At 62.7% G+C, this 26798-nt stretch carries 25 protein-coding genes; 8 read left to right on the top strand and 17 right to left on the bottom strand.

The features are described 5' to 3' along the window. Positions 1 to 31: 31 nt before the first annotated feature. Positions 32 to 598 (top strand): PadR family transcriptional regulator, encoded by a 567-nt coding sequence (locus N6L25_RS01405; RefSeq protein ID WP_271977243.1) that lies wholly within the window; start codon positions 32 to 34, stop codon positions 596 to 598. Here the strand turns inward: N6L25_RS01405 and N6L25_RS01400 are convergent. Continuing rightward, the gene (locus N6L25_RS01400; protein ID WP_271977242.1) at positions 595 to 1596 is read right to left on the bottom strand and encodes an NAD(P)H-dependent flavin oxidoreductase; all 1002 of its coding nucleotides are present in this window, start codon (positions 1594 to 1596) and stop codon (positions 595 to 597) included. The two genes, N6L25_RS01405 and N6L25_RS01400, sit on opposite strands and share 4 nt — an antisense overlap. A 240-nt stretch (positions 1597 to 1836) precedes the next feature. Here N6L25_RS01400 and N6L25_RS01395 point away from each other — a divergent pair, with 240 nt between their 5' ends. Next, the gene (locus tag N6L25_RS01395; RefSeq protein ID WP_271977241.1) at positions 1837 to 3279 is read left to right on the top strand and encodes an amidohydrolase family protein; all 1443 of its coding nucleotides are present in this window, start codon (positions 1837 to 1839) and stop codon (positions 3277 to 3279) included. Positions 3280 to 3333: 54 nt separating this feature from the next. Here the strand turns inward: N6L25_RS01395 and N6L25_RS01390 are convergent, their stop codons facing one another. From N6L25_RS01390 to N6L25_RS01360, 7 genes are all read right to left on the bottom strand, one after another. Continuing rightward, positions 3334 to 3882, bottom strand: coding sequence for a hypothetical protein (locus N6L25_RS01390; protein ID WP_271977240.1), 549 nt, complete (start codon positions 3880 to 3882; stop codon positions 3334 to 3336). A 222-nt stretch (positions 3883 to 4104) separates the two neighbouring features. Next, positions 4105 to 8178, bottom strand: coding sequence for a pilus assembly protein (locus tag N6L25_RS01385; RefSeq protein WP_271977239.1), 4074 nt, complete (start codon positions 8176 to 8178; stop codon positions 4105 to 4107). Further along, positions 8162 to 8707, bottom strand: a complete 546-nt coding sequence (locus tag N6L25_RS01380; RefSeq protein ID WP_271977238.1) for a pilus assembly PilX family protein — start codon at positions 8705 to 8707, stop codon at positions 8162 to 8164. The genes N6L25_RS01385 and N6L25_RS01380 overlap by 17 nt, the downstream gene beginning before the upstream one ends. A 2-nt stretch (positions 8708 to 8709) precedes the next feature. Next, positions 8710 to 9798, bottom strand: coding sequence for a PilW family protein (locus N6L25_RS01375; RefSeq protein ID WP_271977237.1), 1089 nt, complete (start codon positions 9796 to 9798; stop codon positions 8710 to 8712). Positions 9799 to 9803: 5 nt separating this feature from the next. After that, the gene (pilV, locus tag N6L25_RS01370; protein ID WP_271977236.1) at positions 9804 to 10277 is read right to left on the bottom strand and encodes a type IV pilus modification protein PilV; all 474 of its coding nucleotides are present in this window, start codon (positions 10275 to 10277) and stop codon (positions 9804 to 9806) included. Next, positions 10274 to 10804 (bottom strand): GspH/FimT family pseudopilin, encoded by a 531-nt coding sequence (locus N6L25_RS01365; RefSeq protein ID WP_271977235.1) that lies wholly within the window; start codon positions 10802 to 10804, stop codon positions 10274 to 10276. The genes pilV and N6L25_RS01365 overlap by 4 nt, the downstream gene beginning before the upstream one ends. A 746-nt stretch (positions 10805 to 11550) precedes the next feature. Continuing rightward, a complete protein-coding gene (locus tag N6L25_RS01360) occupies positions 11551 to 11988 on the bottom strand; it encodes a MerR family transcriptional regulator (protein ID WP_271977234.1) in 438 nt (145 codons plus the stop codon). A 285-nt stretch (positions 11989 to 12273) separates the two neighbouring features. Here N6L25_RS01360 and N6L25_RS01355 point away from each other — a divergent pair, with 285 nt between their 5' ends. The 6 genes from N6L25_RS01355 to N6L25_RS01330 all read left to right on the top strand — a co-directional run bounded on the left by N6L25_RS01355 (position 12274) and on the right by N6L25_RS01330 (position 17613). Beyond that, positions 12274 to 13062 carry an ABC transporter ATP-binding protein gene (locus N6L25_RS01355; RefSeq protein ID WP_271977233.1) on the top strand — a complete coding sequence of 263 codons (789 nt, stop codon included), beginning with the start codon at positions 12274 to 12276 and terminating at the stop codon, positions 13060 to 13062. After that, positions 13059 to 13769: an ABC transporter ATP-binding protein gene (locus N6L25_RS01350; protein WP_271977232.1), complete on the top strand. Its 711-nt coding sequence runs from the start codon at positions 13059 to 13061 to the stop codon at positions 13767 to 13769. Before N6L25_RS01355 ends, N6L25_RS01350 begins: the two co-directional genes overlap by 4 nt. A 61-nt stretch (positions 13770 to 13830) precedes the next feature. Beyond that, positions 13831 to 15030, top strand: a complete 1200-nt coding sequence (locus N6L25_RS01345) for an ABC transporter substrate-binding protein (RefSeq protein WP_271977231.1) — start codon at positions 13831 to 13833, stop codon at positions 15028 to 15030. Positions 15031 to 15157: 127 nt separating this feature from the next. Beyond that, positions 15158 to 16045: a branched-chain amino acid ABC transporter permease gene (locus N6L25_RS01340; RefSeq protein ID WP_271977230.1), complete on the top strand. Its 888-nt coding sequence runs from the start codon at positions 15158 to 15160 to the stop codon at positions 16043 to 16045. 10 nt (positions 16046 to 16055) lie between these two features. Further along, positions 16056 to 16982: a branched-chain amino acid ABC transporter permease gene (locus tag N6L25_RS01335; RefSeq protein WP_271977229.1), complete on the top strand. Its 927-nt coding sequence runs from the start codon at positions 16056 to 16058 to the stop codon at positions 16980 to 16982. A gap of 175 nt (positions 16983 to 17157) precedes the next feature. Continuing rightward, the gene (locus tag N6L25_RS01330) at positions 17158 to 17613 is read left to right on the top strand and encodes a hypothetical protein (RefSeq protein WP_271977228.1); all 456 of its coding nucleotides are present in this window, start codon (positions 17158 to 17160) and stop codon (positions 17611 to 17613) included. Between the two features lie 44 nt (positions 17614 to 17657). Here N6L25_RS01330 and N6L25_RS01325 read toward each other — a convergent pair whose 3' ends face one another. The 9 genes from N6L25_RS01325 to N6L25_RS01285 all read right to left on the bottom strand — a co-directional run bounded on the left by N6L25_RS01325 (position 17658) and on the right by N6L25_RS01285 (position 26796). Further along, positions 17658 to 18818, bottom strand: a complete 1161-nt coding sequence (locus N6L25_RS01325) for an ABC transporter substrate-binding protein (protein ID WP_271977227.1) — start codon at positions 18816 to 18818, stop codon at positions 17658 to 17660. A gap of 64 nt (positions 18819 to 18882) precedes the next feature. After that, positions 18883 to 19590 carry an ABC transporter ATP-binding protein gene (locus N6L25_RS01320; protein ID WP_271977226.1) on the bottom strand — a complete coding sequence of 236 codons (708 nt, stop codon included), beginning with the start codon at positions 19588 to 19590 and terminating at the stop codon, positions 18883 to 18885. After that, the gene (locus N6L25_RS01315; protein ID WP_271977225.1) at positions 19577 to 20344 is read right to left on the bottom strand and encodes an ABC transporter ATP-binding protein; all 768 of its coding nucleotides are present in this window, start codon (positions 20342 to 20344) and stop codon (positions 19577 to 19579) included. The genes N6L25_RS01320 and N6L25_RS01315 overlap by 14 nt, the downstream gene beginning before the upstream one ends. Next, on the bottom strand, positions 20337 to 21362 hold the full coding sequence (locus N6L25_RS01310) for a branched-chain amino acid ABC transporter permease (RefSeq protein ID WP_271977224.1): 1026 nt from the start codon (positions 21360 to 21362) through the stop codon (positions 20337 to 20339). Before N6L25_RS01310 ends, N6L25_RS01315 begins: the two co-directional genes overlap by 8 nt. A 1-nt stretch (position 21363) precedes the next feature. Then, entirely contained in the window at positions 21364 to 22227 is an 864-nt protein-coding gene (locus N6L25_RS01305) for a branched-chain amino acid ABC transporter permease (RefSeq protein ID WP_271977223.1), read from the bottom strand. 241 nt (positions 22228 to 22468) lie between these two features. Continuing rightward, positions 22469 to 24130 carry a long-chain fatty acid--CoA ligase gene (locus N6L25_RS01300; protein ID WP_271977222.1) on the bottom strand — a complete coding sequence of 554 codons (1662 nt, stop codon included), beginning with the start codon at positions 24128 to 24130 and terminating at the stop codon, positions 22469 to 22471. Between the two features lie 56 nt (positions 24131 to 24186). Then, positions 24187 to 24957, bottom strand: a complete 771-nt coding sequence (gene surE, locus N6L25_RS01295) for a 5'/3'-nucleotidase SurE (RefSeq protein ID WP_271977221.1) — start codon at positions 24955 to 24957, stop codon at positions 24187 to 24189. Next, a complete protein-coding gene (locus N6L25_RS01290; protein WP_271977220.1) occupies positions 24954 to 26024 on the bottom strand; it encodes a phosphotransferase in 1071 nt (356 codons plus the stop codon). The genes surE and N6L25_RS01290 overlap by 4 nt, the downstream gene beginning before the upstream one ends. A 7-nt stretch (positions 26025 to 26031) precedes the next feature. Further along, the gene (locus tag N6L25_RS01285) at positions 26032 to 26796 is read right to left on the bottom strand and encodes an SDR family NAD(P)-dependent oxidoreductase (RefSeq protein ID WP_271977219.1); all 765 of its coding nucleotides are present in this window, start codon (positions 26794 to 26796) and stop codon (positions 26032 to 26034) included. Between the last annotated feature and the right edge of the window lie 2 nt (positions 26797 to 26798).

Below are 26798 nucleotides of genomic sequence, written 5' to 3'. Positions count from 1 at the left end.
ACAGTCCTGCCCACCCCGTTAGAATTCGCCCATGACCATTCAACACGCCCTGCTTACCTCCCTGCTGGAAAAGCCGTCCACCGGCTACCAGCTGGCCAATCGCTTCGACCGTTCCATTGGTTATTTCTGGCAAGCCACGCATCAGCAGATCTATCGCGAGCTCAAGCGCATGGCGGCCGCAGGCTGGCTGGAAGCCGAAGCGGATGGTGCGCCCGGTGGCCGCCAGCGCAAGACCTACCACGTGCTGCCGGAAGGCCGGGAAGAACTGGTACGCTGGGTCTCACAACCGGACAGCTCCGGCCCCTGCACCTCGGCGCTGCTGGTCAAGCTGAGAGCCGAGGCCATACTGGGACCGATGGGCGTGCACGAGGAGCTGGCCCGGTTACAGAGCTACCACGAGGAACGGCTGGCGAGCTATCGGCAGATCGAGCAGCGGGACTTTGCCGGCGACGAGCTGTCGGTTGCCCAACAACTGCAACATCGAGTCCTGAGAATGGGGATCATGAAGGAAGAAAACTGGCTGGTCTGGGCCAGCGAGACCCGGGCGCTGCTGGCAACCATCGGCAAAAATGGCCCCAGCAGCCCCCAGTCAGACTAGTCGACAGCCTCCGGCTGGCGCGCCTGCGCCCATTCCGCCAGCCCCAGCCGGGCTCGCGCATCCCGGTACTCGGACCGCAGCCGGTTGATCAGCTCTTCGGTACGCTCCACCCGCTTGACCGCGCCAATGCCCTGCCCGGCGCCCCAGATATCGCGCCAGGCCTTGCTTCTGGCACTGCCGCCGGAACCGAAGCTCATTTTTGACGGATCGGACTCCGGTAAATTATCTGGATCCAGGCCACCATTAACGATGCTCTGGCGCAGGTAGTTGCCATGCACCCCGGTAAACAGGTTGGAGTACACGATGTCCTCCGCGCCACTGTCCACCAGCATCTGCTTGTAATCGTCGACCGCGTTGGCCTCTGCGGTGGCAATGAACGCCGAGCCAATGTAGGCGAGGTCCGCACCAGCGGCCTGCGCCGCCAGTACCGCATTGCCGTTGGCGATGGCGCCGGAAAGCAACAACGGGCCGTCGAACCATTCACGGATTTCCTGAATCAGCGCAAACGGTGACTGGGTACCGGCATGGCCGCCAGCACCCGCAGCCACAGCGATCAGGCCATCCGCGCCCTTCTCGATGGCCTTGCGGGCAAAGCGATTGTTGATGACGTCGTGCAGCACGATGCCGCCATAATCGTGGACCCTGCGGTTCAACTCTTCTCTCGCCCCCAGCGAGGTGATGATAATCGGCACCTGGTATTTGGCACACAGCTCCAGGTCGTGCTCAAGCCGGTCGTTGGACTTGTGCACAATCTGATTGACCGCAAAAGGCGCCGCAGGCCGGTCCGGGTTCTGGGCATTATACTCCGCCAACTCGCTGGTAATGCGCTGCAGCCATTCTTCCAGAACGTGGGCCGGACGCGCGTTCAGTGCCGGAAACGAGCCCACCACACCGGCCTTGCACTGGGCAATGACCAGATCCGGGTTGGAAATGATGAACAGGGGTGAACACACCGCGGGCAACGACAGCCGTTCGCGCAGAATCTCAGGCAAGGACATGGCAACTCCGTACAGTGAACTGTGGGGTTAGGGAGCCTCTGAATCGCTCCTTAGGGATATCGGCAAGCCGTTACCCAAAATTATCAGCGGAGCGACCAATATGCAACTGGTTGCATATTCATTTTTTCGCTAGCTTCCAGGCCAATTTTCTCCACCTGTGACGCGACATGGGGTCAATGTCATCTTCACTCGCTAGACTGTGGCCAGGACTGACAACCACCAACCAGGGACCCGGATACCATGACCCGACGCCTTCTCGTTGCCTTCGCGCTACTTGTTTTGCTGATTCTGCTGGCCGGAACCGCCGGCTTTCTCCATATCCAGGCCAAAGTGAATGAGCCAGCGGAGCTGCTGCAGCCGGCCGGCCGGACATCCAGCCACTTGCTGATTACCCGGGTCCGGGTTTTTGATGATGCCACCGGCCAGCTCAAGCCGGCATCGGCGGTGGAGATTCACGACGGTCGGATCGCCCATGTTCATTGGTCCGGGGACAGCGTACCCACCGACTTTGATGGTCACATCCTGGCGGGCGAAGACCGCACCCTGGTCCCTGGCCTGATCGACTTCCACGTCCACTACGGTTCCTCCGACGGCCGCCCACCCTGGGCCATGGACGGACCGAGCCTGATTTCCGTGGCCGCCCAACGCGAAGCGTTCCTGTACAGCGGTGTCACCAGCACCGTCGAGGGCTCACCCAACGCCCTCGCCAACCTGGATCGGCAACAGGGGCCGGCACCGCGGATTTTCTCCGCCAGCCGGATGATCACCGCCCTGGACGGCCACCCGGTGCCCATGTTCCGGGAATTTGTGCCCTGGCCCCTCACCGACTCGGTGATTGCCGAACAGGTCATGCCCATTCGGTCCGCCGTCAGCGACCGGGCGGCAATCGAGGCGTTGGTGGCCGGTGCCAGCCACCACATCAAGCTGGTGTTCGATGCCGCCATTCCCTGGGACTCGCCGCGACTGACCGACGCCGACATCCGCCAGGTGGTCACCCTGGCCCACGGCGCCGGCAAGCCGGTCTATGTCCATGTGGGCACCGCCCAGGAAGCGGTGGTCGCCGCCGAGGCCGGCGCCGATGTGCTGATGCACACCCCCTATGTGGACCGGTTCAGCGACGCCCAGCTGCAACGACTCAAACGCAGCGGTGCGGCGGTGGTCACCACCGGACAAATCTGGGAATGGTATGAGCGGGGCCTGAACAAGACCGCCACGCTCACGCCGCTGGAGCAGCGACTGGCGTCAGACGCCATGGTGGGCGCCTGGCAGCAGGACTGGCACGCCGCGCTGACCGATTACGACTCCACCACCTTCTCCGACGATTACCGGGCAAGAATTCCAGGCTTCGCGGCCAATCAGGCCTATAACCTCAAGCAACTCTACCGGGCCGGCATTCCCCAGCTGGCGGGCACCGATTTCGGCATCCCGGGACTGACCCCCGGGGCCTCGCTGATCCGCGAACTCAGCCTGCTGCAATCCTACGGCTACCAACCCGTCGACCTGCTGCGTATGGCCACCAGTGCCCCCGGAGCGCGACTGGCCGACGCCGGAGCCCCCCTGGGGGTGGTCCAAGGCGGTGCGGTTGCCGACCTGTTGCTGGTGAATGGCGATCCCACCGCCGATATCGGGGCGCTGGCGGACCTGACTTATGTGATCAGGGAGGGCGTGGTGTATCGCCGATAAGGGGATGAGTCAGCGGATACCGAGGCCCGATCCACTCGGGCCTCTCGCCATGACTCAGCCGGACACCGGCACCGCGCCCTTGCGGCGGGGCCAGTAGCGCAGCACGATCTCCCGGCTCACCAGGGCTGGCAGTTGCCGGCGTTCGGCCCAGTAGAACCACCAGTACTGGCGTCCCTTGGGTGTCTCCACCAGACCCTGATGGAAGACATTCGGAATGACCCGGCTGTGGGTACGGTAGACCTTTTCGATGCGGGTGCCCGCCAGCACGTAGTCACTGCCGCTGCGCCAGCACTCCAGTGCAATGACCAGGCCGGCCAGCGAACTCAGCAACGGCGATTTCTCGACAAGGAAGTAGCAGGTGATCTCCACCACCTGGCTCAGCTCGAATGGCATTCGCGCGCAGTGGTGCTGCAGCATGTCCGCGTAGCGTAGCTGCGGACCACGATTGAGCACGAAGCCGCCGATCATCCGGCCCCGCCGGAACAACCCGATCACCCGCGCGCCCTGCAGATACTCCAGCGCCACAGCGTTGCCGGACGCCGCCTCGAAACCCTGTTGGAACGCCCGTAACCGGTCCTCACCGGACAGTACTCGGTAATACATTTCACTTCTCCTTTTGCTTTGTTTAGAAGGCCTTACGGCACTTCGGGGATGTGCAAAGGAGAAATGTACGGAGAAGGCAAGCCGTTGTCGTGTTACTGAATGTACGACGATCGAATGTTCAACCATTGAACATTCGACCATCGATCATTCAACAACGAAACCTACAACAACGGCTCGCCCAGGAGCGGTTAAGGCGCGATTCGGGAACGGTTCAGCGGCGCCTTAGCGCTCGATCAGTTCCCGCCAGCTGATCCGGCCACGGCGCGAGACCGCACCGAAATCCACCACGTTTTCGTTGGTTTCCTGGCCCAGCGCCGGGTTGTTGCCCGCCATGTTGTCAAACATGACATCGCCGAGGAACGCCGACAGGGTGAGGATGCCGGGGCTGTGGTAGAAGCCGGCGATGATGGTGTCGTCGTTATTGACCTTGCGATCGGCGTTGAGGTCGAACACCACCCGGTCGGGGTCGGTGCCATTCAGATCCACGAACATGCGGAAACTGCTCCCGGCCGAGCCGCAGGGATCGTCTTCCGCTGGAATGGTGGTGTTGAAGATGATGGTGCGGTTGCGCACCTGCGGGGTCTGGATCACCCGCTCGCCGGCCTTGGTGTCGAAATCCAGGTACCAGCCCATATACTCCAAGTTGCCGCTGCCCCAGAGCAGATCGTCGGACGACAGGTTGCGAATCAAGCCGTGCGCGGTGCTGGTCTCGGTGATCTCCCGCGCCAACAGGTGGTTACGACCCAGCTCCTTGTTGCCGTCGTCCCAGACGCCGTAGAACGACTGCAGGCTGGTATCCACCAGATCCGCCGAGGTCAGGTACTGACCGGTGCCGAACAGCACCAGCAGGTTGGGGTCATCGCCATCGGCGGTGTAGGGGTTGCGCACCACCATGGGTGCGGCGGTAATGGCCTGGCCGCTGTCCGCGGTGAACAGGGGCTTGGGGTCGTTGCCCTGTTTGTAGGCACTGCCCCAGTCGTTCTGGTTGCCGGGAGCGAACACCCACAGATTGCCCTCCAGATCACCGGCGTAGATGCGGTCGATGACCCGGTCGTCATCCAGGTCCACCAGCCGCACATCGGAGGTCAGGCCATGGCTGCCGGCACCGGCCAGCTCGATGTACCGGTAATCGGTATCCTCGGTCCAGACGCCATCGAGCCCGCCTTCCAGCTTCAGCAGGAACAACCCGGTGGTTTCGGTGGTGGCGTTGTAGCCGTTGCCGACGATGACCACCCACTCGTAGTTGTTGTTGCCCCAGGGCACCAGCGCAATATTGACCGGTTCGGTGACGAAGCCCAGGCGGTCATCGGTGAATTCCCACAGCGCCAGATCGGGCGCATTGATGCCATCCAGTGTGGGATCAGTGATGTCGAGGGCAAACAGGCCCTTGCCACCGGCGCGCAAACCACCGATCAGCACCGTGTGCCAGGCGTCGCCACTGCCACTGTCGAAGTAGGCGTCGGAGACGGCGGGAGACAGGTCCACGTAGTAGCGGTGTTCATAGCCGGGCTCGGTCAGATAACTGAGGCCGGCATTGGTGGCTTCGTCAAACACCAGGCCCGGAATGTAGGCGAACCGCTCCTGGCCGCCGGTATTGGCGTCCAGGGTGGCGTTAAAGGCGTGCAGCATGCCGTCGTTGGCGCCCACATACACCGTGGGCGCGCGGTCCAAGTGGTCGGCCCTGAAGTGCGAATAGCGTTCACCGATGCCGCCAAAGGGGTCCACGTCCGGCCAGCCCATGCGCGGCTGGGACACCATGACCGGCGCGGAATACACGATATCCCCCAGCAGTGACGCCCGGCTGCGGTACTTGCTGCCCTCCAGGCTACGCACGCCCTGGTGGTAGGCCAGTCGTTCCTGGCCCTCGGCGTCGGTACCGCCAGCCTTGAGGTCGTTCTTCTGGCTATCGGTCAGATTGGCCCAGCTGAACTGGACGCCGGCACTGCCGTTCCAGGTCACCAGGTTGCGGTCGGACACCGCCATGTCGTTGGTCAGCACTTCGCCGGCTTCCCAGTCAATGGTCTGCAGGAAGGAGCCGTCATCGCCCACCGTCAGGTGACCGTTGGCGGAATTGAGCTCGCGTGCGATCAGCCGGCCACTCCAGTTGGAGGCGTTGAACGAGGCGCTGAAGATCCGCGAATCGCTGCTGACGCTGGCGCTGTTGAACGCCACCGCGGCTGCGGAGCCCTGCTGCACGCTGGCGTCCTGCAATGAGCTGTTGATGTAGCTGGCAATGGTATCGGGCAGGTAGCTGGAGAAGATCTCACCCAAACCGTCCACGGTGGCGTGGTACAGGTCATCCAGCTGAACGGTTGTCGAAGCCGAATCGTCGTTCACATCGGGCCAGCTTGGTGGCGAGGCAAAGGCATCATCCACGCTGGCGTGGCTTGTGCCATACACCGTGCCACCGCCACCCAGGTGAACGGCGAAGGTATTGAGGTGGGGATCGACGTCGTCGCACCCCAGTTTGAGGCGATCCATGCCGGTCACCGCGTCATCGCTGCAGGTGGTCGGAATGCTTACCTGGCCATCGGGTAGGTCTGGCCGCAGGTTGCCGGTGCGCAGGCCATAGGCAACGTCCGCCAGGGTGCTGGAATAGGTATCCGCGAAGGGCTCGTCAGCGGCATTATCGGTGCCACCGGCCCAGGTGTAGTCCAGATCACTGGTGAAGCCGTCGGTGTAGAGCAAGGCGTAGTTCTTCTGGCATTCGTACTGCACCGGGGCATTGTCATCGGTGCGCTGCAACTGGCTGCCCACATCCGCCAGCGCCGCCCGCATCGGCGACTCGTTGCTGGCCGGGGTGTCGTCGTAGCCGTGATAGATTTCCTCCAGCAGGGCCTCGAAATCGCCATCGGCAGCCCGATCGGTGGTGTCCTTCATCACCGCATCGTTGATCCCGTCGTTGGGCAGGGAGTTAGCCGCGGCGTCGTTGACGGTGGTGTAGTCCGCGTACATGCCATTGAGGCTGTGAACCGACTCACCGAGGGAGTAGCGCACGGACTGATGACGGCGACGGTGGTACTGGAACCAGTTGGAGAAGTTCTGCAGTTCGTCCTCGAAGCTGCGGCCACTGGGGTAGTCCGACCGGTCCGGCTCTACCTCGACCCGTTCCAGGCAGCGGCCATCCGGCGCCAGGGCACCGTCGAACTGGGAACCGTCGGCGTGGCGGAAATCCAGCAGATTCTCGGTGGACCATTGCTGCACCAGGGTGGCGTAATGTTCCGGGTTCGGCTCGGCACAGTTACCGCCGCTGCCACCCAATAGGGAAATCTTGTTGCTGGCGTCGAACAGGTCATAAACACCCTCGTCCACCGGCACGTAGTAGGTGGCGGCGCGATGAGCGACACATTGGTAGAACACATCCTGCACGGCGTCATCCAGGAAGTCCCCCATGTTGGCCAGCAAGCTGTCGGAGCTGCAGCCCAAGGAGTCAAGCGTGACTTCCGTCAAGCTGTTATCCAGCTCCGAGACTTCGTCCAGAACCGTCCCGACGCTATCCATCGCGGTATTGGCGCTTCTTAGCGCCGTGCTGATATCCCCTGAAAAAGCAAAGGGTAAAATACGCAGTTCAGACAAAGGGTAAGCCGAGTCTTCACAGTATCCTGGCGGATCGCCCAAAAGGCCCAGAAAGTCGAAGTCCCAGGCACTGCACCAGATACCCAGAATAGTGTCTGTGAGTGAGCCAGTAAACGCTTGCGCTGCGGTCTGTGCGGCCTCGTCGAAGGTCAGCTCGTAATTCGGGTCCAGCAGCGGGTTGCCCAGCTCGGCCGCGCCATAATCGAGCCCCGACCAGGGGGCGTAGTCCTGACTGGGATCGTAGTACTGGGTGTTGTATTGGTGGGAACGCATGAAACCGTATGCCTTGATCGGCGGCACCACCTGATAGGTCTCGTTGAGGCGCCGGCCGTCATAATCGCGCACGCCATCGCCGCCACCGCCCGCCAACCCGGTTTCAAACAGGTAACCGTACTGGACATCGCCAATCAGGCTGTCCGCCAGAAGCTGGAGGAACTCATTGCCGGTACCGTCGATCAGGTTGCCCATCCAGGTGGTCAGGGTCTCGTTATCCAGTCGGCCGTAGTCGGTGCCCTCCAGGAACAGCTCCAGGTCCATATGCCAGGAATCGTCCCCCACCACCATCAGGTTGTGTTTCACCGGGGTGCTGAGGAATAGCGGTGACTGGCTCAGCTCGCCCGGCTGGGCGTAGCCACTTAACGGCACCAGCAGCAGTAGCGGGAGCAACAGATGGCCGAACTGGCGGATGCGGCCAGACATCCCGTTAAAGATCTGCGGCATAGTAGACCTCCACAATGCGCTGGGCGGTGCCACTCACCCCGGTTGAGCGGGCAACAATGCGAAAGCCCTTGGGACGATAAGCGCCCAGGGCCATATCCTGACGGCCACTCACCACCACGTCGGTCAGGGTGTCGACACTGGTGGCATCGCCAATCAGTTCAATGAAATAACGCGGAGCCGGTACGGTTGCGCCCAGCGCTTCGGTCCAGGCGGTCTGGGTGGCGGTGGCGGCGAAACTGTTGTCGTCGGTCCAGGCGGCGGCGGAGTGGATATCCGGCGCGGCGCCGGCCTCATACAGCTTGCCAGCGGTGCCGAAGTTCGCCAGCGCCAGCGTACCACCATCAAGGTAGTCTTCCGCCTCCCGCAACGCGCCCTCCACCAGCTCCAGCGACAGATCGCCCTGGCGCTGGGCGCTCACCATTTTCTCCTGCAGGGTCACCCGTTCCATGCTGCTCATGGCCAGCAGGGTCATCACCAGCAACATCAGCAGCGTCATCACCAGGGCCGCGCCCCGTTCACTTTTTGCCATGATTACCCCTCGCCCCGGTAAATCCGGTTACGGATGCTGGCGGTAAAGGTGTAGGACCGGTACAGCGCCCGGTCGGTCGGCGTCTGCAGGCCGGTGGCGGCATCGGCGCAGGTCAGCCAGCCGGGGAAGCAGTAGTCACCCGGTGCGTCGCCGGCGAACTGGTCCTGGGAGCGGATCAGCAGGCTGACCCGCAGCGCCAGCACCTGGGCCAGGGTATTGGCGGCATTGGCATCGTCCTGGGCCGGTGGCGCCGCCCAACTGTCTACCGCGCCCGCATCGCTGGTATCGAGGCCGATTGCCGTGCGCAGATCGCGGACATCGCCCACCAGCTCGATGGGATCGCCCAGGGCAGAGGCGGTGCCGCCGTTGTTGCTCAGCTGCAACCGCTCCATCACCAGCGCCCGGCGGCCGTCCTCGTCGAACTGCACCGAGTAGCGCACTACCGTCGGGCGGAAGATGCTGGCGTTGTCGGTGTAGGCTTTGGGCATATCCTGTTCTTCATTACCCGGGGTAACGGTGCCGCCGGTGTTATGCACCACCTGATCAGAGTTGTTGTGGGAAGGATTATTGGTGACCTGAAAGATGTTGGCGTTCTGGCAATCCGACACCATCAGGATATCGCCCTGGGAAATGGAGGAAGCGTCATTCACCTCAAGGGTCGCCGCCTCCCCAGATGGCACCCTGTTCACGCGGATTGGATTGTTGGCATCGATGCCGCGCAATACGATCACATGGGAGCCATCGACAATCTGGTTGGTTGCATCGGTGTCCGGATACACCTGCACCCCCATGGTCAGGTTATCCAGCAGGTCTGAGCCCGAACCGCCGTTGAGGTTGCTGACCACCTCGGTGGCCTCACTGAGACAGCCCCAGTAATCGGCGTTGCGGATTTCCCGCGCCAGAATCGCCGCACCCTCGCGGCCGGATTCCTGAACATAGGCCAGCGCCTGGCTGAGGGTAAAGGAACGCTGGTTGGAGATGAAAATCTGGGTCAGCCCCGCCATCATCACCAGACCCAGGGCCATCGCGATCATCAGCTCCACCAGGGACAGCCCGCGCTGTCTGCTGGGGAACCTGCTCCGTGTTGCCACCGCCATCATTCCAACCGCCCCCGCATGACGAACTCGCTGGTGCTCCATTCCGAGCCGGTACCCACGCCCTCGGCATCGACTTGCTCCCGCCCCTCCCGTTCCTGCCAGCGCACGGTCACCGTGGCCACGCCGTTGTCGAAATCCACCGACGCCGCGCCCCCCGGCAGGTCACGATCCAGGCGCGCGCACCATTGGCGCTTGTCGGTCACTGCGATGTCGCTGCTGGCGTCCGGGTCTTCGGTCACCGCCGCCAGGCACTGGTCAAACGACATATCATAGGACGCGTATTGCAATGGGTTGGCCCGCATCCGCTCGACGATGTCACCCGCCAGCAGCGAGGCCCGGGTGCGGACATCGGCATTGGTGTTCATCTTCAGGGTGAACATCTGCAGGCTGGCAACCCCCAGTAGCCCCACCGCGAAGATGACAATGGTCACCAGCAGCTCCACCATGGAGATACCGCGCTCGAACCGGTTCATGAGCCACCCCCACAATCCTGGCTGGCGGTGCGAATCTGGCCGCCACCGTTGATCTCGATGCGCTGGCCCCGGGCTGGCACCGCGTCGCTGCACAGCGTCAGGGTGTAGGCCTGGTCCGCGATGGCGTAGCCGGCGCCATCAAAGCCGAAGGGGGCAATCGCCAGACTGGTGGCGGAACCGGCCACGGAAATATCGGAAATGTCGATCAGGATCTCCCGTACGCTCTCCCCCGCCGCACGAACGCCGTCACCGTTGCTGTCCACCCAGATCACCGCCCCCAGGCTCCAGGACGAGGTGCCGCCGCCGTCGGTCATCGGCGAGACCCAGACCCGCCCGGCGGTCTTCAGTGCCTCGCTGCGGGCGTGATGGATCAACCCCACCAGCTGGTTCGAGGTGGCCGTCAGGCGGTTCTGACTGATCAGGGAGTACATGGAGGGAATCGCCCAGCCGACCACAATGCCCAGCACAGCCACGGCGACAATCAGTTCCACCAGGGTGAAACCGGCAGATCCTGTGTCTGTGGTCATTTTTTTTCGGCTACTGGCGATTTTTTTTGGAACCATGCTTGTACTACCAGCGTTTAATACGTGTTGGCCCACTCCACCCAAACCCTTGTCGTGGTGAAAACGGAAAGCGCCAACGTCATTAAGGCATCAAACCGATCCGCTTGCACTAGCTGCGGCGGCGTACGCGCCCATAAATTTACAAAAATTTACAGCAACCGCCGCTATTGCCCAGGTTGCCCGCAAGATCCTCCGCAGCCCGCCTCATCACCAGCGCGCAACACGTTACCGCCAACAATACATGAGACTAACACACAACCTCATTGGCGACGCTGACCCAAAACCACCGTCCAAGACCGCCCATTTCCTGCCATCAGCCCAGATACGCACCCGCCAGGCGCCCAGCGCAAGAGGTGATTCGCTCAAGGTTTCAAAGGGTTAATCGAGAGCAACAAAGGCAACCGCCGTCGTTTTGCGAAGCTCAAACAAGAATAGAAAAAAATTAGACATTAGCCTAAAAAAGATGGAACCGAACGTAATCACCCATCGTGTTATTCACACAGCGACTCTCACAATAACAACACTAATCAACGCCGCCGTGTCGCCCGATAACCGCGAGACAGGGGACTGGATTGCACAACACTCCGGTTTCGCACCAACAAGAAGGGGCGACACGGCACTCGCTTGGCGCCAGGGTTGGCGCATCCTGGGGAGGGAGCCTCGGTCTGCTGAGGGCTATCAGTCAGCTGAAGGTATCGATCGGCTGAAGGCTATCGCTTGGCGGAAGGCTCCTTTGCCACTTTCCCGATCGCACCGTCCGGTGCCTCGATCAGGTCCCGGAGGGCATCCCGGCAACGGGCTTCAGCATTATCCAGTTCCAGATTCACCATGGCGATGTCACTCAGCTGCTGACGCAACGCTTCCCGCTTCTTGTCGATAATGTCCAACATCAGCTTAAGCTGCTGCTCGCTGCCCTGATGGGTGTTATCCCACAGATCGAACAGCTCCCTGGTTTCCGCCAACGATATACCCAGCCGCTTGCCTCTGAGAATCAACTTCAATCGAACCCGATCCTTGCGGGAATAAATCCGGGTCTGGCCGCGACGGGCAGGATTGAGCAGCCCCGAATCCTCGTAGAAACGGATGCTGCGAACGGTGACGTCAAATTCGTTGGCCAACTCGCTGATGCTGTAGGTTTGTTGGGTCATGGCATTCAATTCCAAAGAGTTAGAGAGCCTCTGCCGAAGCATCAAATTAGCCAAAGCTGACGTTCACGTAAAGCAGGTTGGTTGACTTAATCAACTAATATCACGCTTAGGCTGCGGATTTTCCTCAATAATCCCGGAAAATCCGGCCAAAATTCGACCAAAGTCGCACTTGCCCCCATCTCAAAATGGTTGCTACGTTGATTATCAGCTTACGTAAGCGTAAGCGATCGGCCCGACGGCTGACGACCATCGACTACAAGAACAACAATGAGATTGGGTGCTCCCATGAGTACAGATTACGTTCTCGAGTCCCGGAACCTTATCAAAGCGTTCAAGGGCTTTACGGCGGTTGACGACGTTAACCTCAAGGTGACCCGGGGCCATATCCACGCCCTGATCGGCCCCAATGGCGCGGGTAAAACCACGGTGTTTAACCTGCTGACCAAATTTCTCAGCCCCACCTCCGGGCAAATCCTGTTCAACGGCAAGAACATAACCACCATGAAGCCGGCAGCCATTGCCCGGGCCGGTGTGGTGCGTTCGTTTCAGATTTCGGCGGTGTTTCCCCAGCTCACGGTACGGGAGAACGTCCGGGTGGCGCTGCAGCGCAAGGAGGGCAACAGCTTCCACTTCTGGCGACCACAACGAGTGCTGGACCGGCTCAACGGTCGTGCCCAGGAGTTGCTGGCGTCGGTGGGCCTGGAGGATTTCGCCGACGCCCACACCGTCGACCTGTCCTACGGCCACAAACGCGCCCTGGAAATCGCCACCACCCTGGCGCTGGAGCCAGAGCTGATGCTGCTGGACGAACCCACCCAGGGTATGGGCCACGAAGACGTCGGCCGGGTCGCCGAGCTGATCAAGCAGGTGTCCGTCGGCCGCACCATTTTGATGGTGGAACACAACCTTCATGTAGTGGCCAAACTGGCAGACCGGATCACCGTGCTGCAACGGGGCGCGATTCTGACCGAAGGGGACTACCGGACCGTATCCCGGGACCCAAGGGTGCAGGAAGCCTATCTGGGCACCGCCGCCACTGCCGAAGTGAATGCCGAGGAGGTGGTCGAAGCATGAGCTCCCATCGTGAAAAACTGCGCCTGGACGGCGTCCACGCGTTCTACGGCGAATCCCACATCCTCCACGGCATCGACCTGCACCTGAACCAGGGCGAACTGGTGACCCTGTTGGGGCGCAACGGCTCCGGCCGCAGCACCACCCTGCGCGCCATCATGAACCTGGTGGGACGTCGCAGCGGCTCGATTACCGTCAACGGCACCGAAACCATCGACCTGGCGGGCCATCGTATCGCCCACCTGGGCTTGGGCTACTGCCCGGAAGAACGGGGCATCTTCGCCAGTCTCAACGTCGAGGAAAACCTGATGCTGCCGCCGGCGGTGCGTTCCGACGGCATGACCGTGGAGGAACTGTACGACATGTTCCCCAACCTGTACGAACGCCGCCACAGCCAGGGCACCCGCCTGTCCGGCGGCGAACAGCAGATGCTGGCGCTGGCCCGCATCCTGCGCACCGGCGCCAATATTCTGCTGTTGGATGAAATCACCGAGGGCCTGGCGCCGGTGATCGTGCAGAAGCTCGGCGAGGTGCTGACCAAGCTGAAAAAGCGAGGACTGACCATTCTGCTGGTGGAACAGAACTTCCGTTTTGCCGCACCCATCGCCGACCGTCACTACGTGATGGAACACGGCCACATCGTAGAGGAAGTCCACGCCGGCGAACTGCAACAAAAAGAGGCCCTGCTCAATACCTACCTGGGGGTCTGAAGCGGTCTGACAACCCCCTCTCTCGAGAAACAAAAACAACTTGCTCAACTGGAGAGTCACAATGAAAGCATTAACCAATACCGTAGCCGCGGTGGCCCTGGCGGCTACCGCGGCCAGCCCGGCCCTGGCCAATATTTCCGACGACAAGATCAAGATTGGCGTGCTCGCCGATATGGGCGGGGTCTACTCCGACCTCTGCGGACCCGGCTGCGTCACCGCCCTGGAAATGGCCGCCGAAGACGTTGGCGGCAAAGTCCTGGGCGCCCCCATCGAGATCATCAGTGCCGACGATCAGCTCAAGGCCGACGTCGGTTCCGCCATCGTGCGCAAATGGGTGGAGAACGAACAGGTGGACGCGGTCGGCGGTCTGGTATCCTCGGCGGTGGTCGGTGCCGCCACCAAGGTGCTGACCGACGCAAAAAAAATTGCCATGATCTCCACCGCCGCCTCCAACGCTTTCACCACCAGCGCCTGCTCCCCCTATAACGTGCACTGGACCTACAACGTCACCGCCATGGCCAATGGCACCGTCAAGCCGATGGTGGCGGCCGGCAAGAAGAAGTGGTTCTTCATCACCGCCGACTACGCCTTCGGCCATGCCCTGGAATCGGTGGCCACCGAGGTGATCGAGGCCAATGGCGGCGAAGTGGTTGGCGTGGTGCGTGCGCCGCTGGCCACCACCGACTTCTCGTCTTACGTGCTGCAGGCCCAGGCCTCCGGCGCCGACGTGGTAGCGCTGGCCAACGCCGGTGCCGACACCGTCAACTCGCTGAAAGCCGCCACCGAGTTCGGCCTCACCGAGATGGTGGACGTCGCCGGCCTGCTGGTGTTCACCCCCGCCGCCCAGGCCATGGACCCGGACACCGCCGGCGGCATGCGCCTGACCACCGGCTTCTACTGGGACTACGACGACCAGACCCGGCAATGGAGCGAACGCTTCCTTGAACGCACCGGCACCCTGCCCGCCATGGGCCACGCCGGCGCCTACTCCATGGCGATGCACTACTTCCGCGCGATCGAGGCCGCAGGCACCGACGACTCCGATGCGGTAATGGCCAAGATGCGAGAGCTCAAGCCGGAGGACTTCTTCGCCCGCAACGCCTACCTGCGCGCCGACGGCCGTATGGTGCATGACATGTACTACGCCGAGATCAAACCCGCCGCCGAGCGCAGTGGCGACAACGACATTTTCAGGATTCTCAGCGTCATCCCCGGCGACGAAGCCTTCGCCCCGATGCTGCCCGAATGCAACTTCAACTAAGCCGGACCGACCCTCACGGGCGCTGCCGATGCCGCCGGTGAGGGTCACCAATCGCCAGCGGCCGGCACCGGCCGAGGCTGGAAATAGCTGAGCTTGGAAATAACTTAGCTTGGGAGCAACTTGAGCTATGACAACGTTTCTCGGAATCAACCTGTTTGCCCTGTTCGGGCAACTGCTGGTGGGGCTGATCAATGGCTCCTTCTACGCCCTGCTCAGCCTCGGGCTGGCCATCATCTTCGGCCTGCTGAAGATCATCAACTTCGCCCAGGGCGCGATGTACATGCTGGGCGCCTTCTTCGCCTGGATGGCATTGAGCTACTTCGGCATGAACTACTGGGTCGCGCTGATCGTGGTCCCCCTGGTGGTGGGCTTTCTCGGCATTCTGATGGAGCGCTTCCTGGTGCGGCCCATCGCCCATGAAGACCACCTCTACAGCCTGTTGCTGACCTTCGGCGTGGCGCTGATGCTGCAAGGCGTTTTCACCCACGTGTACGGCTCGTCGGGGCTGGCCTACGCCATTCCCGAGGCGCTGCAGGGCGGCACCAAGCTGCCGTTCATGTACCTGCCCAACTACCGGGCCTGGATCATCGTCGCGTCCATCGTGGTGTGCGGGGCAACCTGGTGGCTGGTGGAGAAGACCCGGCTCGGCGCCTACCTGCGCGCCGGCACCGAAAATCCCCAGTTGATGCAGGCGTTCGGCATCAACGTGCCGCTGATCGTCACCCTGACCTTTGGCTTCGGCGTCGCCCTGGCGGGCTTTGCCGGCGTCATGGCGGCCCCGGTGTACTCGGTATCCCCGGAGATGGGCTCCAACCTGCTGATCGTGGTGTTCGCCATTGTAGTGATCGGCGGCATGGGCTCCATCGGCGGCGCCATTCTCACCGGCCTGGCCATGGGCGTGATCGAGGGTCTGACCAAGTACCTTTACCCGGAAGCCTCCACCACGGTGATCTTCCTGGTGATGGTGATAGTGCTACTGCTCAAGCCCGCCGGCCTGTTCGGCAAAGAAGCGTGAGGTTGCCGATATGAAAGTCTCCAAACTGACCCTGATCCTGCTGGTGGCCGCCCTGGTGGCACCGTTTGTGGTCTACCCGGTGTTGCTGGCGAAGATTCTCTGCTTCGCGCTGTTCGCCGCCGCCTTCAACCTGTTGTTGGGCTATGTCGGCCTGCTGTCCTTCGGACACGCCGCCTTCCTCGGCACCGGTGGTTACATCACCGGCTGGCTGATGATGAACGCCGGCATCACCCCGGAGCTGGCGATCCTGCTGGGCACCGGCGCCGCCGGCCTGCTCGGGGCGGTGTACGGCAAGCTGGCGGTGAAACGGGAGGGCATCTACTTCGCCATGGTCACGCTGGCGCTGGCCCAGCTGATCTTCTTCGTCTACCTGCAGGCGCCGTTCACCGGCGGCGAGGACGGCATGCAGGGCATCCCCCGGGGCGAGCTGTTCGGCTTCATCGACCTGTCCGACAACCTCAACATGTACTACTTCGTGCTGGCGATCTTCCTGTTCGGTTACTGGCTGATCCATCGCACCATTCACTCGCCCTTCGGCCAGGTGCTCAAGGCCATCCGCGAGAACGAACCCCGCGCCGTGTCCCTGGGCTACAACGTCAGCGACTACAAGTGGGTGGCGTTCATGATCTCCGCCGCCCTGGCGGGCCTGGCCGGCTCCACCAAGAGCCTGGTATTCCAGCTCACCTCCCTCACCGACGCCCACTGGCACATGTCCGGCGAGGTGGTGCTGATGACCCTGGTGGGTGGCGTGGGCACGGTGTTCGGACCACTGGTGGGCGCGGGTACCATCGTCACCATGCAGAACTACCTCTCTGGTGGCGAGCTGGGCAACTACGTTCACATCATCATGGGCGCCATCTTCGTGATCTGTGTGCTGGCGTTCCGTGGCGGGCTGGTGGGTGAGTTCCAGAAGCTGCTAAAACGCAACGCCGGCTAGACCAGGACAACGGCGGTTGGCTGGCTGGCTGGCTGGCTGGCGGTAGCATAGCGGTGACTGGGCAGCACGGGCGGGCTGCGAGCGGGTGCCGCTATCACCACCGAGCAGGCCACTGGTGCATCCCGCACCACTATAAGTTAAGTTATGGGGCCTCAAACACTCAAAGGAGCGCACCATGAACAAGCTGTTCACCTCCACCGCCCTGGCGCTGTTACTCGGCACCTCGCTGCCCACCAGTGCTGGCCTGTATTCCGACGATCTGTCCCGCTGCCTGGTCGACTCGGCCAGTCAGCGGGACAAGGATGTGTTGGTGAAGTGGATGTTCACCTCGATTTCCCTGCATCCGGTGGTGGCCGGCATGTCCAACCTGAGCGACGCCGACCACGACGCCTCCAACCGCGACGCCGCCAACATGTTTGTCAGGCTGATGAGTGAGGATTGTCTGGAAGAAGCCCGCAAGGCGGTGAAATACGAAGGTCCGCTGGCCATTCAGCAGGGTTTTGAGCTGTTCGGCCAGGTGGCCGGGCAGGAGTTGTTTGCCCACCCCAATGTCGCCACCGCCCTGGCCGGGTTGGAGCGCCACATGGATGGCGACAAGCTGGCCAAGGCACTGGGACTCCCCGCCCAATAAGGGGCGGGGGCCCAACGCCACTGGCCGGCCGGAACTGGCGACGCTTATTCGATCGGCTTGCGCACGATGACGCCATCTTCCACCACCGCCAGGGTGGTCTGGGTGACGAAGCCGCCGTCGTCGGTGACTTCGGTCACCGCGTAGGGGTTTTTGCTGCGGTCCATGGAGCGCAGCGCCTCGCCAATGGCCGCCCTCAGGATTGCCGGATCGGTGGACTCGGTATCATCCATCGCCTCGACCAGGGCGTGCAGCGCCAGGTAGTTGTAGCCCGCCTCTGAGCCGGGCATCTTGCCGTACTTGTCCTGGTAACGCTGGATGAAACCCCGCGCCTCCTCCGTTTCATAGACCGACAACGGCACCACGCCCACGGCGCGGCCCACCATCTCCAGGCCGCCGGCGACCGCCGCCACCTCATCGATCTTGGCCTGGTCCATCAGCACGAACGCGCCCTGAAAGCCCAGCTGGCGGGCCTGCTGGATCACCAGACCGGTGGGCTCGGAGGCACCGCCGACAAACATCACGTCCGGATTCTCCGCAATGATGCGGCTGACGCCGGTGTAGAAATCCGCCGACTTGTTGTAATCCATCGGGTTATTGGCCACCACGGTGCCGCCCTTGGCGGCCCAGGTCTTCTCGATCATGCCGCCCCAGAGCTTGGCGTATTCGTGGGTGGCGCCGCCCATGCCCAGATTGGAGCCCATGTGCTCCAGGGCGTACTCGGTAAAGGCGTCGACGTAACCGTCGAAGGTGGGCGGAATCCGCAGGGTCAGGCCGTTGCCCTGGGTGGTGACGGTGGGCACCGAGGTGTAGGCCATGATCAGGAAATCGTCCTTTTCATTGAAATCCTGCAACGCAAACACGCCCCCCGAGTGGGGCACGAACACCGCCGACACCCCGCTATCCTGCTTCAGCCGCTTGGCATTGGTGGCGGCCTGGGCCGGCGAGTAGCGGTCGTCCAGTGACACCAGCTCGACGGTGACCTGCTCGCCATTGAGGTCGAAGCCACCGGCCGCGTTGATTTCATCCGCCGCCATGCGCAGACCGGACAGGGTGTTCTCGCCATAGAGCGCGGCGCCGCCGCTGAGCGGGCCGGTAAAGCCGATGCTGACGCTATCCGCCAGAGCGGACGTGGTGGCGAGTCCGAGGGTGGCGAGTCCGAGGGTGGCGGCAGCGATGGCTGTCCGCAGGGTGTTGGTCAGTGTCATTGTTTTCTCCATCTATTGTCGTTATTGGCTTGGGTGAATCAATGGGGGTTGGCCCCCGGCGCCATCAGGCGCCGATGTAAGCCTTGCGCACCTGCTCGTTACCCAGCATGGTGTCCTGATCGCCTTCCAGCACCAGCTGGCCGTTTTCCATCACATAGGCGCGGTCGGCAATGCGCAGGGCGGCAAAGGCGTTCTGCTCCGCGAGCAACACGGTTGTGCCCAGGCCGTTGATCTTCTTGATAATCTCGAACATCTGCTTGACCACCAGCGGGGCCAGGCCGAGGGACGGCTCGTCCAGCATCAGCAGCCGCGGCCGGCTCATCAGGGCGCGGCCGATGGCCACCATCTGCTGCTGACCACCGGACAGCGAGCCCGCCGGCTGCTGGCCCTTTTCCGCCAGGATCGGGAACAGCGCCATTACCTCGTCGAGGCGCTGGCGGTTGCCGGCCCGGTCGCGGCGGTGCACATAGGCCCCAAGCATCAGGTTCTGCAGCACGCTCATCTGCGGGAACAGCTTGCGCCCCTCGGCGCACTGCACCACGCCGGCACTGACAATGGCGCTGGGCTTGAGGCCGTCGAGCCGGCGCCCGTCGAAGCTGATAGCGCCGGCGGCTGGCCGGCCAAGGCCACTGATGGCGTTGAACAGACTGGTCTTGCCGGCGCCATTGGCGCCCAGCAGCACCACCAGCTCACCGGATTGCACCGACATATTGATGCGGTTGAGGGCCTTGAAGCTGCCGTAGCAGACATCGACGTTGTTAAGCTGCAGCATCTTCGTCACTCCCCAGGTAGGCTTCGATCACCACCGGATTGCACTTGATCTGTTCCGGGGTGCCTTCGGCAATTTTCTCGCCGTGATCCAGCACCATGATCTTGTCGGCCATGCCCATGATCATGTCCATTTTGTGTTCGATCAGGCACACGGTGAGGCCGTTGGCCACCATCTTCTTCATCAGCGCGGCCAGGCCTTCGGTCTCCTCCGGGTTGACCCCGGCGGCCGGCTCATCCAGCAGCACCAGCTTTGGCTCGGTGGCCAGGGCCAGGGCAAACGCCACCCGCTTGCGCTCTTCCTGGGTGATGTCGGCGATGTAGCGGTGCTCGACGTGGCTCAGGCCGACAAAGTCCAGCGCCTGCCGGGCCTTGTCGCGGCAGGCCTGCTCCTCGGCCCGCAGCCGGCGGGAGTTGACCAGCACGTCCCAGAGCCCGGAGCGGGTGCGCAGGCGATGGCCGACAATCAGGTTATCCAGCACCGTGGCCTGCTCGAACAGGTTGGTGGTCTGGAAGGTGCGCCCGACCCCCAGCCGTGCCACCTGATCGCAGGGCATCCGGGTGACATCGACACCGTCCAGCAGGATGCGGCCGGAGCTGGGTGGGTGCATGCCCGACACCAGGTTGAAGAAGGTGCTCTTGCCGGCACCGTTGGGTCCGATAATGGCGTTGATCTTGTTGGCCTCGAACTCGACGGACACGTCGTGGACCGCCGCCAGGCCGCCAAACATCTTGGTTAGCCGTTCGATCTTAAGCATTGCTGTTCACCTCCGAAGGCAGCGATACCTTGCCCATTGAGCGTTGCTCGGGCGCCTGTGCCTGCTCGCCCTTGCGGTGCATCCAGCCGAGGAAGGAGCCAGTGACGCCGCGGGGGAAGAAAATCACCAGCAACACCAGCAGTGGCCCGAAGATGATCATCCGGTACTCCTCCAGGAACTGCAGCGACTGGGTGATCCAGACAATGCCCACGGTCCCCAGCAAGGGACCGGTCAGGGTGCCGATGCCCCCCACCAGCAGGTAAGTGATCATGTCGAAGGTGTGGGTAATGTTGGCCTCTTCCGGCCCGATGAAACGCACCATGCCGGCGTACAGGGCTCCGGCCAGGCCGGCGTAGGTGGTAGACAGCACGAAGGCCAGTGTCTTGTTGCGCATCAGGTTGATGCCGAGGGACTGGGCCAGCTCGTCGCCATTGCGGATGGCCACGAAAGTCCGTCCCAGCAGGGAACGGGACAACCGTCCCATGAACCAGATGGCGAACACCAGGAACGCCAGCACCAGGTAATAGAACGGCACGGTATCGGTGAAGTCCACCAGCCCGAAACCATAGGGCGCGGCGATGTCACGAACGCCGATGGGGCCGTGGGTCAGCGCTTCCCACTTGTCCATCAGCAGGTAGATGATGAAGCCAACGCAGAGGGTGAAGATGGCGAAGTAATGCTCCTTCAGCCGCAGCGACACCACCCCCACCAGCAGGCCCAGCACCGCCGTCATCAGCAACGCGGCGGCAAACGCCGGCCAGAAGCTCCAGCCGTAGTCGGCACTGAGCAGGCCCAGGGTGTAGGCGCCGATGGCGAAGAAGCCGCCATGGGCCAGGTTCAACTGGCCGCAGAAGCCGGTGATGATGTTGAGGCCATACACCGCGATGGCCCAGACGAAGGCGGACGCCATCACATACACCTGGTACTCGTTGCTGGTCAGCAGCGGGAACACCAGCGCGAAGGCCAGCATCAGGTACTTGGCCAGCGGGGTCATCAGGAAAGATCCGAACTTGTACATATCAGTGCGCTCCCTTCGCGAACAGGCCCTGGGGACGGACGGACAGGATCAGCACCAGCAGTCCGAAGGCGATGATGTCCTTGTAGGCGGTGGAGATGTAGAAGCCACCAAAGGCTTCGGCAAAGCCGATGATCATGCCACCGACGATGGCACCGGGAATGCTGCCCATGCCACCGAGGATGATGATGACGAAGGCCTTCATGATCACCAGGTGACCCATGGCCGGATAGACCAGGTTGATGGGGGCATAAAGAGTGGCGGCGATGGCCGCCAGCGCCCCGGAGATGGCGAAGGTCATCATGGCCACCCGGTTAGCGTCGATACCCACCAGGAAGGCGCCGTCCCGGCTCTGGGCCAGGGCGATGATGGTGGCACCCACCATGGTCTTGCGCAGGAACAGCTGCAAGGCCGCCACCAGCGTGAAGGCACCCACCACGATCAGCAACCGCTGCTCGGGGATGATCAGGCCGTCGAAATTGAGGATGCCGGTGAAAGGGGAACTCATGCGGCGGAAGTCCGCGCCCCAGAACATCTGCACCACCGCCTCCAGAAACAGCAGAATGCCGATGGCGGCAATCTTGTCGTGGATCGGTGGCGAGTTGCGCAGGGGATGGAACACCAGGCGCTCGCAGAGGATCGCCAGGAGCGCGACAACGGCGGCCGAACCGGCCATTGCCAGCCAGTAGTGCACCCCGAGGTCCACCATCAGGAAGTAGGACAGGAAAGCTCCCACCATGTAGAGCGCGCCGTGGGCGAAGTTGGGAATGTGGAGAATGCCGTAGACCAGGGTCAGGCCAAGGGCCACCAGGCCATAGATGCTACCCAGGGTCAGGCCGTTCATGATCTGCTGAAAGAAAAGGTTCAAAACTGCCCCTCCGTGCTTGTTGTTATAGGACTCAGTTATGGGACGTCGTTGAGGTCAATTGACTGCGCGCTTGAAGCGCCGCCACCCACCAAATGAAACAATTACACCAAATGTCTCACCTGTCAATTATTAAAATGGTATTCCGCTGTGCGTACCATTTAGGCAAAATAAATCCCGGATACTCCAGCCTTATGATGCAAGGTGAAATAAACCGGGATTGATTCAGCCGGGCCCTGATTGATTAGCCCTGCCACTCCTGCTCCTGCAGTGCCCGCCACATCAGTTTGCCGGTGGGGGACTTCGGAAGCTGGTCCACAAACTGCACCCGTTCGGGCACTTTGTAGGCGGCCATCTGCTCCCGGCACCAGGCAATGATGTCGGCTTCGCTGGTGCTGTCGGCGGCGGCGGGGGTCAACACAATCACCGCCTTCACCGTCTCGCCTCGTTTTTCGTGGGGGGCGGAGATGATGCAGACCTCATGGATGCCGGGGTGGCGGTACATCAGGCCTTCCACTTCCGAGGGCCAGACCTTGAAGCCGGAGGCATTGATCATGCGCTTGACCCGATCCACCATGAAGAAGTAGCCGTCGTCGTCGTAGTAGCCCAGGTCGCCGGTGCGGAAGAAGCGCTTGCCGTCGATGGTCACGAAGGCGGCGTCGGTGTCCGCCGGACGGTTCCAGTAGCCCACCATGACCTGGGGGCCGTGGCTGACGATCTCACCCACTTCACCCGGCCCTTTTTCCGCCAGCGTCTCGACATCGATGATGCGGCTGTCGACGTCAAACACCGGGATGCCCAGGCACTGCGCCTTGGGGTGCGCGGTGGGGTTGATATGGGTGGCGGCCATGGTTTCCGACAGGCCATAGCCTTCGATGTAGTCGAGACCGGTCATGGTCTTGAGCTTATGGGCGACGGCCTCCGGCATAGCGGCGCCGCCGCCACCAATGGTGCTGAGACTGGACAGGTCGTAGTTGCCAATCTCCGGATTGGAGAGGAAGTCCACCGCCATGGTGACAATGTTCGACCAGCCGGTGACCCGGTAGCGCTCGATCAGCTTGGCGGCGGTGGCGCGATCCCATCGGGTCATGATCACGATGGTGGATCCGCTATACAGTGGGCCGTTCATGGAGCCGGTCATGCCGGTGACATGGAAGAACGGCAGCGTCGCCAGATGCACCGAATCGGCGCTACTGACGTTCCACAATGCCCGGTGCAGGGCGGTGGCCATCACCGAGCGGTGGGTGTGCATGCAGCCCTTGGGCGCCCCGGTGGTGCCGGAACTGTAGGGAAACACCGCCAGATCGTCGGGACCGGCGCTGTAGCTTGCCGGGGCGTGGCCGGCACTGATCGCGTCGTCCCAGGCGGTGCAGCCGGCCACCGTTACCGGCTGCACCGGTGCGGCCACTTCGGCCGGCAGGGTCAGGTCGGTGGGTTCGCGCACGTAGCTGCTGTAGGCGGTCACCACCACGTTCTCCAGTCCGCTGGTGGCCACCAGCGGGGTGATAAATTCGGCCAGCTCCTGACCCGCCAGGCAGACCCGAGCATCGGTATCGGCGATGTAATGTTCCAGTTCGGCGGAGCGGTTCATCGGGTTGACCGGAATCACCACCGCATCGGCACGCAAGATGGCGTAGTAAGCGATGACGTACTGGGGCGAGTTCTGCATATAGAGCAGCACCCGCTCGCCTTTTTTCACTCCCTGATGTTGCAGATACCCGGCCAGAGCTTCCACCTCACCGAGCAGGCTGCGGTAGGTCATCGGGGTGTCGTAGTAAATGATGGCGTTGTGGTCCGGATAACGCCGGGCAGAGACTTCCAGATTGGTGAACACGCTGGTTTGCGGCAGCGTCATGGTCTTGGGCAACTCTTTCGGCCACACCTTGTGATGTCGGGTAAAGGTCATTGTTGTGCTCCGGTATTCAACCCGTTGTTGTTCGATTTTGTCCTGGCGTGTGATCGTCAAGACTCGCTCAGCAGCCAGCGGTTCCCACCGTCAGGCAGAGATTGCGCAGCGGTCAGCGGCGTAATGGCGATGGCCTGTTCACGCAACACGGTGGCATCGGCGTCCGCTGCCACGATGTGGCGGGAACTGCGTTCAAAGCCCAGCCACCAGTACGGCAGGCTGCGAGCGTCTTCGCCCGCCACCAACCGGGTTTTCTGGATCGAGCCACGGGACTGACGGCACCAGCGGGCCTCGCGAATCTGCTCGGCCCGGCAGGCGGGGAAATTGACGTTCCAGCACCCGCTCTGCCGCAGCTGCCACAACCGACGAATCACCGCCTCGCCGTGCTGCTCCACCGCCGACCAGTCGATCGCTGCGCCGCCGAAATAGGCCTGACTCAGCGCAATGGCGGGTATGCCCAGGCGCTGGGCGGTCAACACCGCCCCCACCGTGCCGGAATACGGCACCGAGTCACTGATGTTGGCGCCGTAGTTGACCCCGGACAGCACCAGATCCGGCGGGGTGTCGGCAAACCATTGGGCCTCGGCAAACAGCACGCAGTCCGCCGGGGTGCCGGACAGGGCATAGCGGCGCTCGCCCTTGGGGTACATCCGCAATGGACTGTGGATGGAGATGCTCTGGCCGGCACCGCTGCGGTCGTGTTCCGGCGCCACCACCCAGACTTCCTCGGCCAGACGGCCGGCTATCCGCTCCAGGATCGCCAGCCCCGGGGCATCGATGCCATCGTCATTGGTAATCAGAATCCGGCGCACCATCGGTGTGGTCACAGCACACCTCCCGGCCCGCGCTGGGCGATCCGCCAGCCGGCCTCCGCCAGCAGGCTGGCACGCTTGCCCACCTCCAGGGCGTCGGCGTTGCTGGCGTTGCCCTGCAGGGCCCGGGCATAGACGCCCTGGACGATGGCGGCCAGGCGGAACAGGGAAAACGCCAGGAACACGTGCCAATCGTCGAGCCCGCCCCGTCCGGTCTGACGGCAGTAGCGGGCGATGGTTTCCTGCTCATCGGCGATGCCGAGGGCCTCCAGATCTTCCCCCAGCAGGCCGCGCATACCGTCGAGGTCGGACGGCAGATGATAGGGCAGGCAATAGTAGGCCAGGTCCGCCAGCGGATGGCCCAGGGTGGACAGCTCCCAGTCGAGAACGGCCACCACCTTGGTTTGCTCCGGTGCCAACATCAGGTTGCCGAAACGGTAGTCGCCATGGGCGATGGCGCACTCATCGGTGGCCGGCAGATGGTCCGGCAGCCAGGCCATGAGCTTGTCCATGGCGGGCAGCTCATCGGTCTTGGAGGCCAGGTACTGCTTGCTCCAGCGCGCCACCTGGCGGGCGACGTAGCCCTCGGGGCGGCCAAAGTCGCCCAGACCGATGGCGTTGACATCCACCGAATGCAGCGACGCCAGGGTATCGACGGCGGCATGGTGGGCCGGCAGCCGCTCGCCCCGGTCCAGCGCCCGTAACGCCGGATGGCTGACAATGCGCCCGGGCAGGAAATCCATCAGGTAGAAGGGCGTACCGATCACCGCGCTGTCCTCGCACAGCACGTGGGCCTTCGGCACCGGCACTTCGCTGTGCTCCGCCAGCGCCCGGATCACCCGGTACTCCCGCTCCACCATATGGGCGGACGGCAGCACCTTGCCCGGCGGTTTCTTGCGCAACACGTAACGACCACTGGCCGCCGTCACCAGATAGGTGGGGTTGGACTGGCCGCCCTGGAACTGGCGGAGCGACAGTTCGCTGCCGAACCCCGGCAGCGCCTGTTGCAGCCACGCCAGCAGCGCGTCTTCGTCGAACCGGTGGGCGTCGAGCACGTCCACCAGTTGTGGTGCAATACCCATAGTCACCTCAGCAAATGGTCTCGCCGCCATCGGCGACGATCACCTGACCGGTGACGTAGGCACTGGCCGGGGTGGACAGGAATACCGCCAGACCGGCGATATCCACCGGTTCGCCGATGCGTCGCAGTGGCGTCTTTTCCTCGGCGCGCTTGACCCGGACCGGATCTTCCCACAGCGCCTTGGCAAAGTCGGTCTTGATCAACCCCGGGGCAATGGCGTTGATGCGGATGCCTTTGGGCCCCCACTCCACCGCCAGGTTGCGCGCCAACGCCGCTTCCGCCGCCTTCGACACGCCATAGGTGCCGATGGTGGTGTTGCCGCGAATGCCGGCAATGCTGGACAGCAACACCACGGCGCCGTCGCCACGCTCGGCCATCTGCGGCAGCACCATATTGGTGAGCCAGAAGGTACCCTTGACGTTGGTGTCCATGATCTTGTCCCAGGCGTCGTCGGTCATCTCGCTGGTGGGGCCGTACACCGGGTTGGTGGCGGCATTGCACACCAGCACGTCGATGCGGCCCCAGGTGGCCAGGGTCTTGGCCACCAGCTGCTGCAGGTCGTCCTTGCGGCCGACGTGGCAAGGCACCGCAATGGCCTCGAAACCCTGTTCCGCCAGCTCCGCCGCCACCGCTTCGCAGGCCTCGGCCTTGCGGCTGGAGATCACCACGCGGGCACCACAACGGGCCATTTCCTCGGCAATGGAACGACCAATACCCTTGGTGGAACCGGTGATCAGTGCCACCTTGCCGGTCATATCGAATAACGGGTTCATTC

The sequence above is a fragment of the Marinobacter sp. SS21 genome (assembly GCF_028369065.1).
Taxonomy (GTDB): domain Bacteria; phylum Pseudomonadota; class Gammaproteobacteria; order Pseudomonadales; family Oleiphilaceae; genus Marinobacter.
This window is presented reverse-complemented; position numbering and strand designations above follow the sequence as displayed.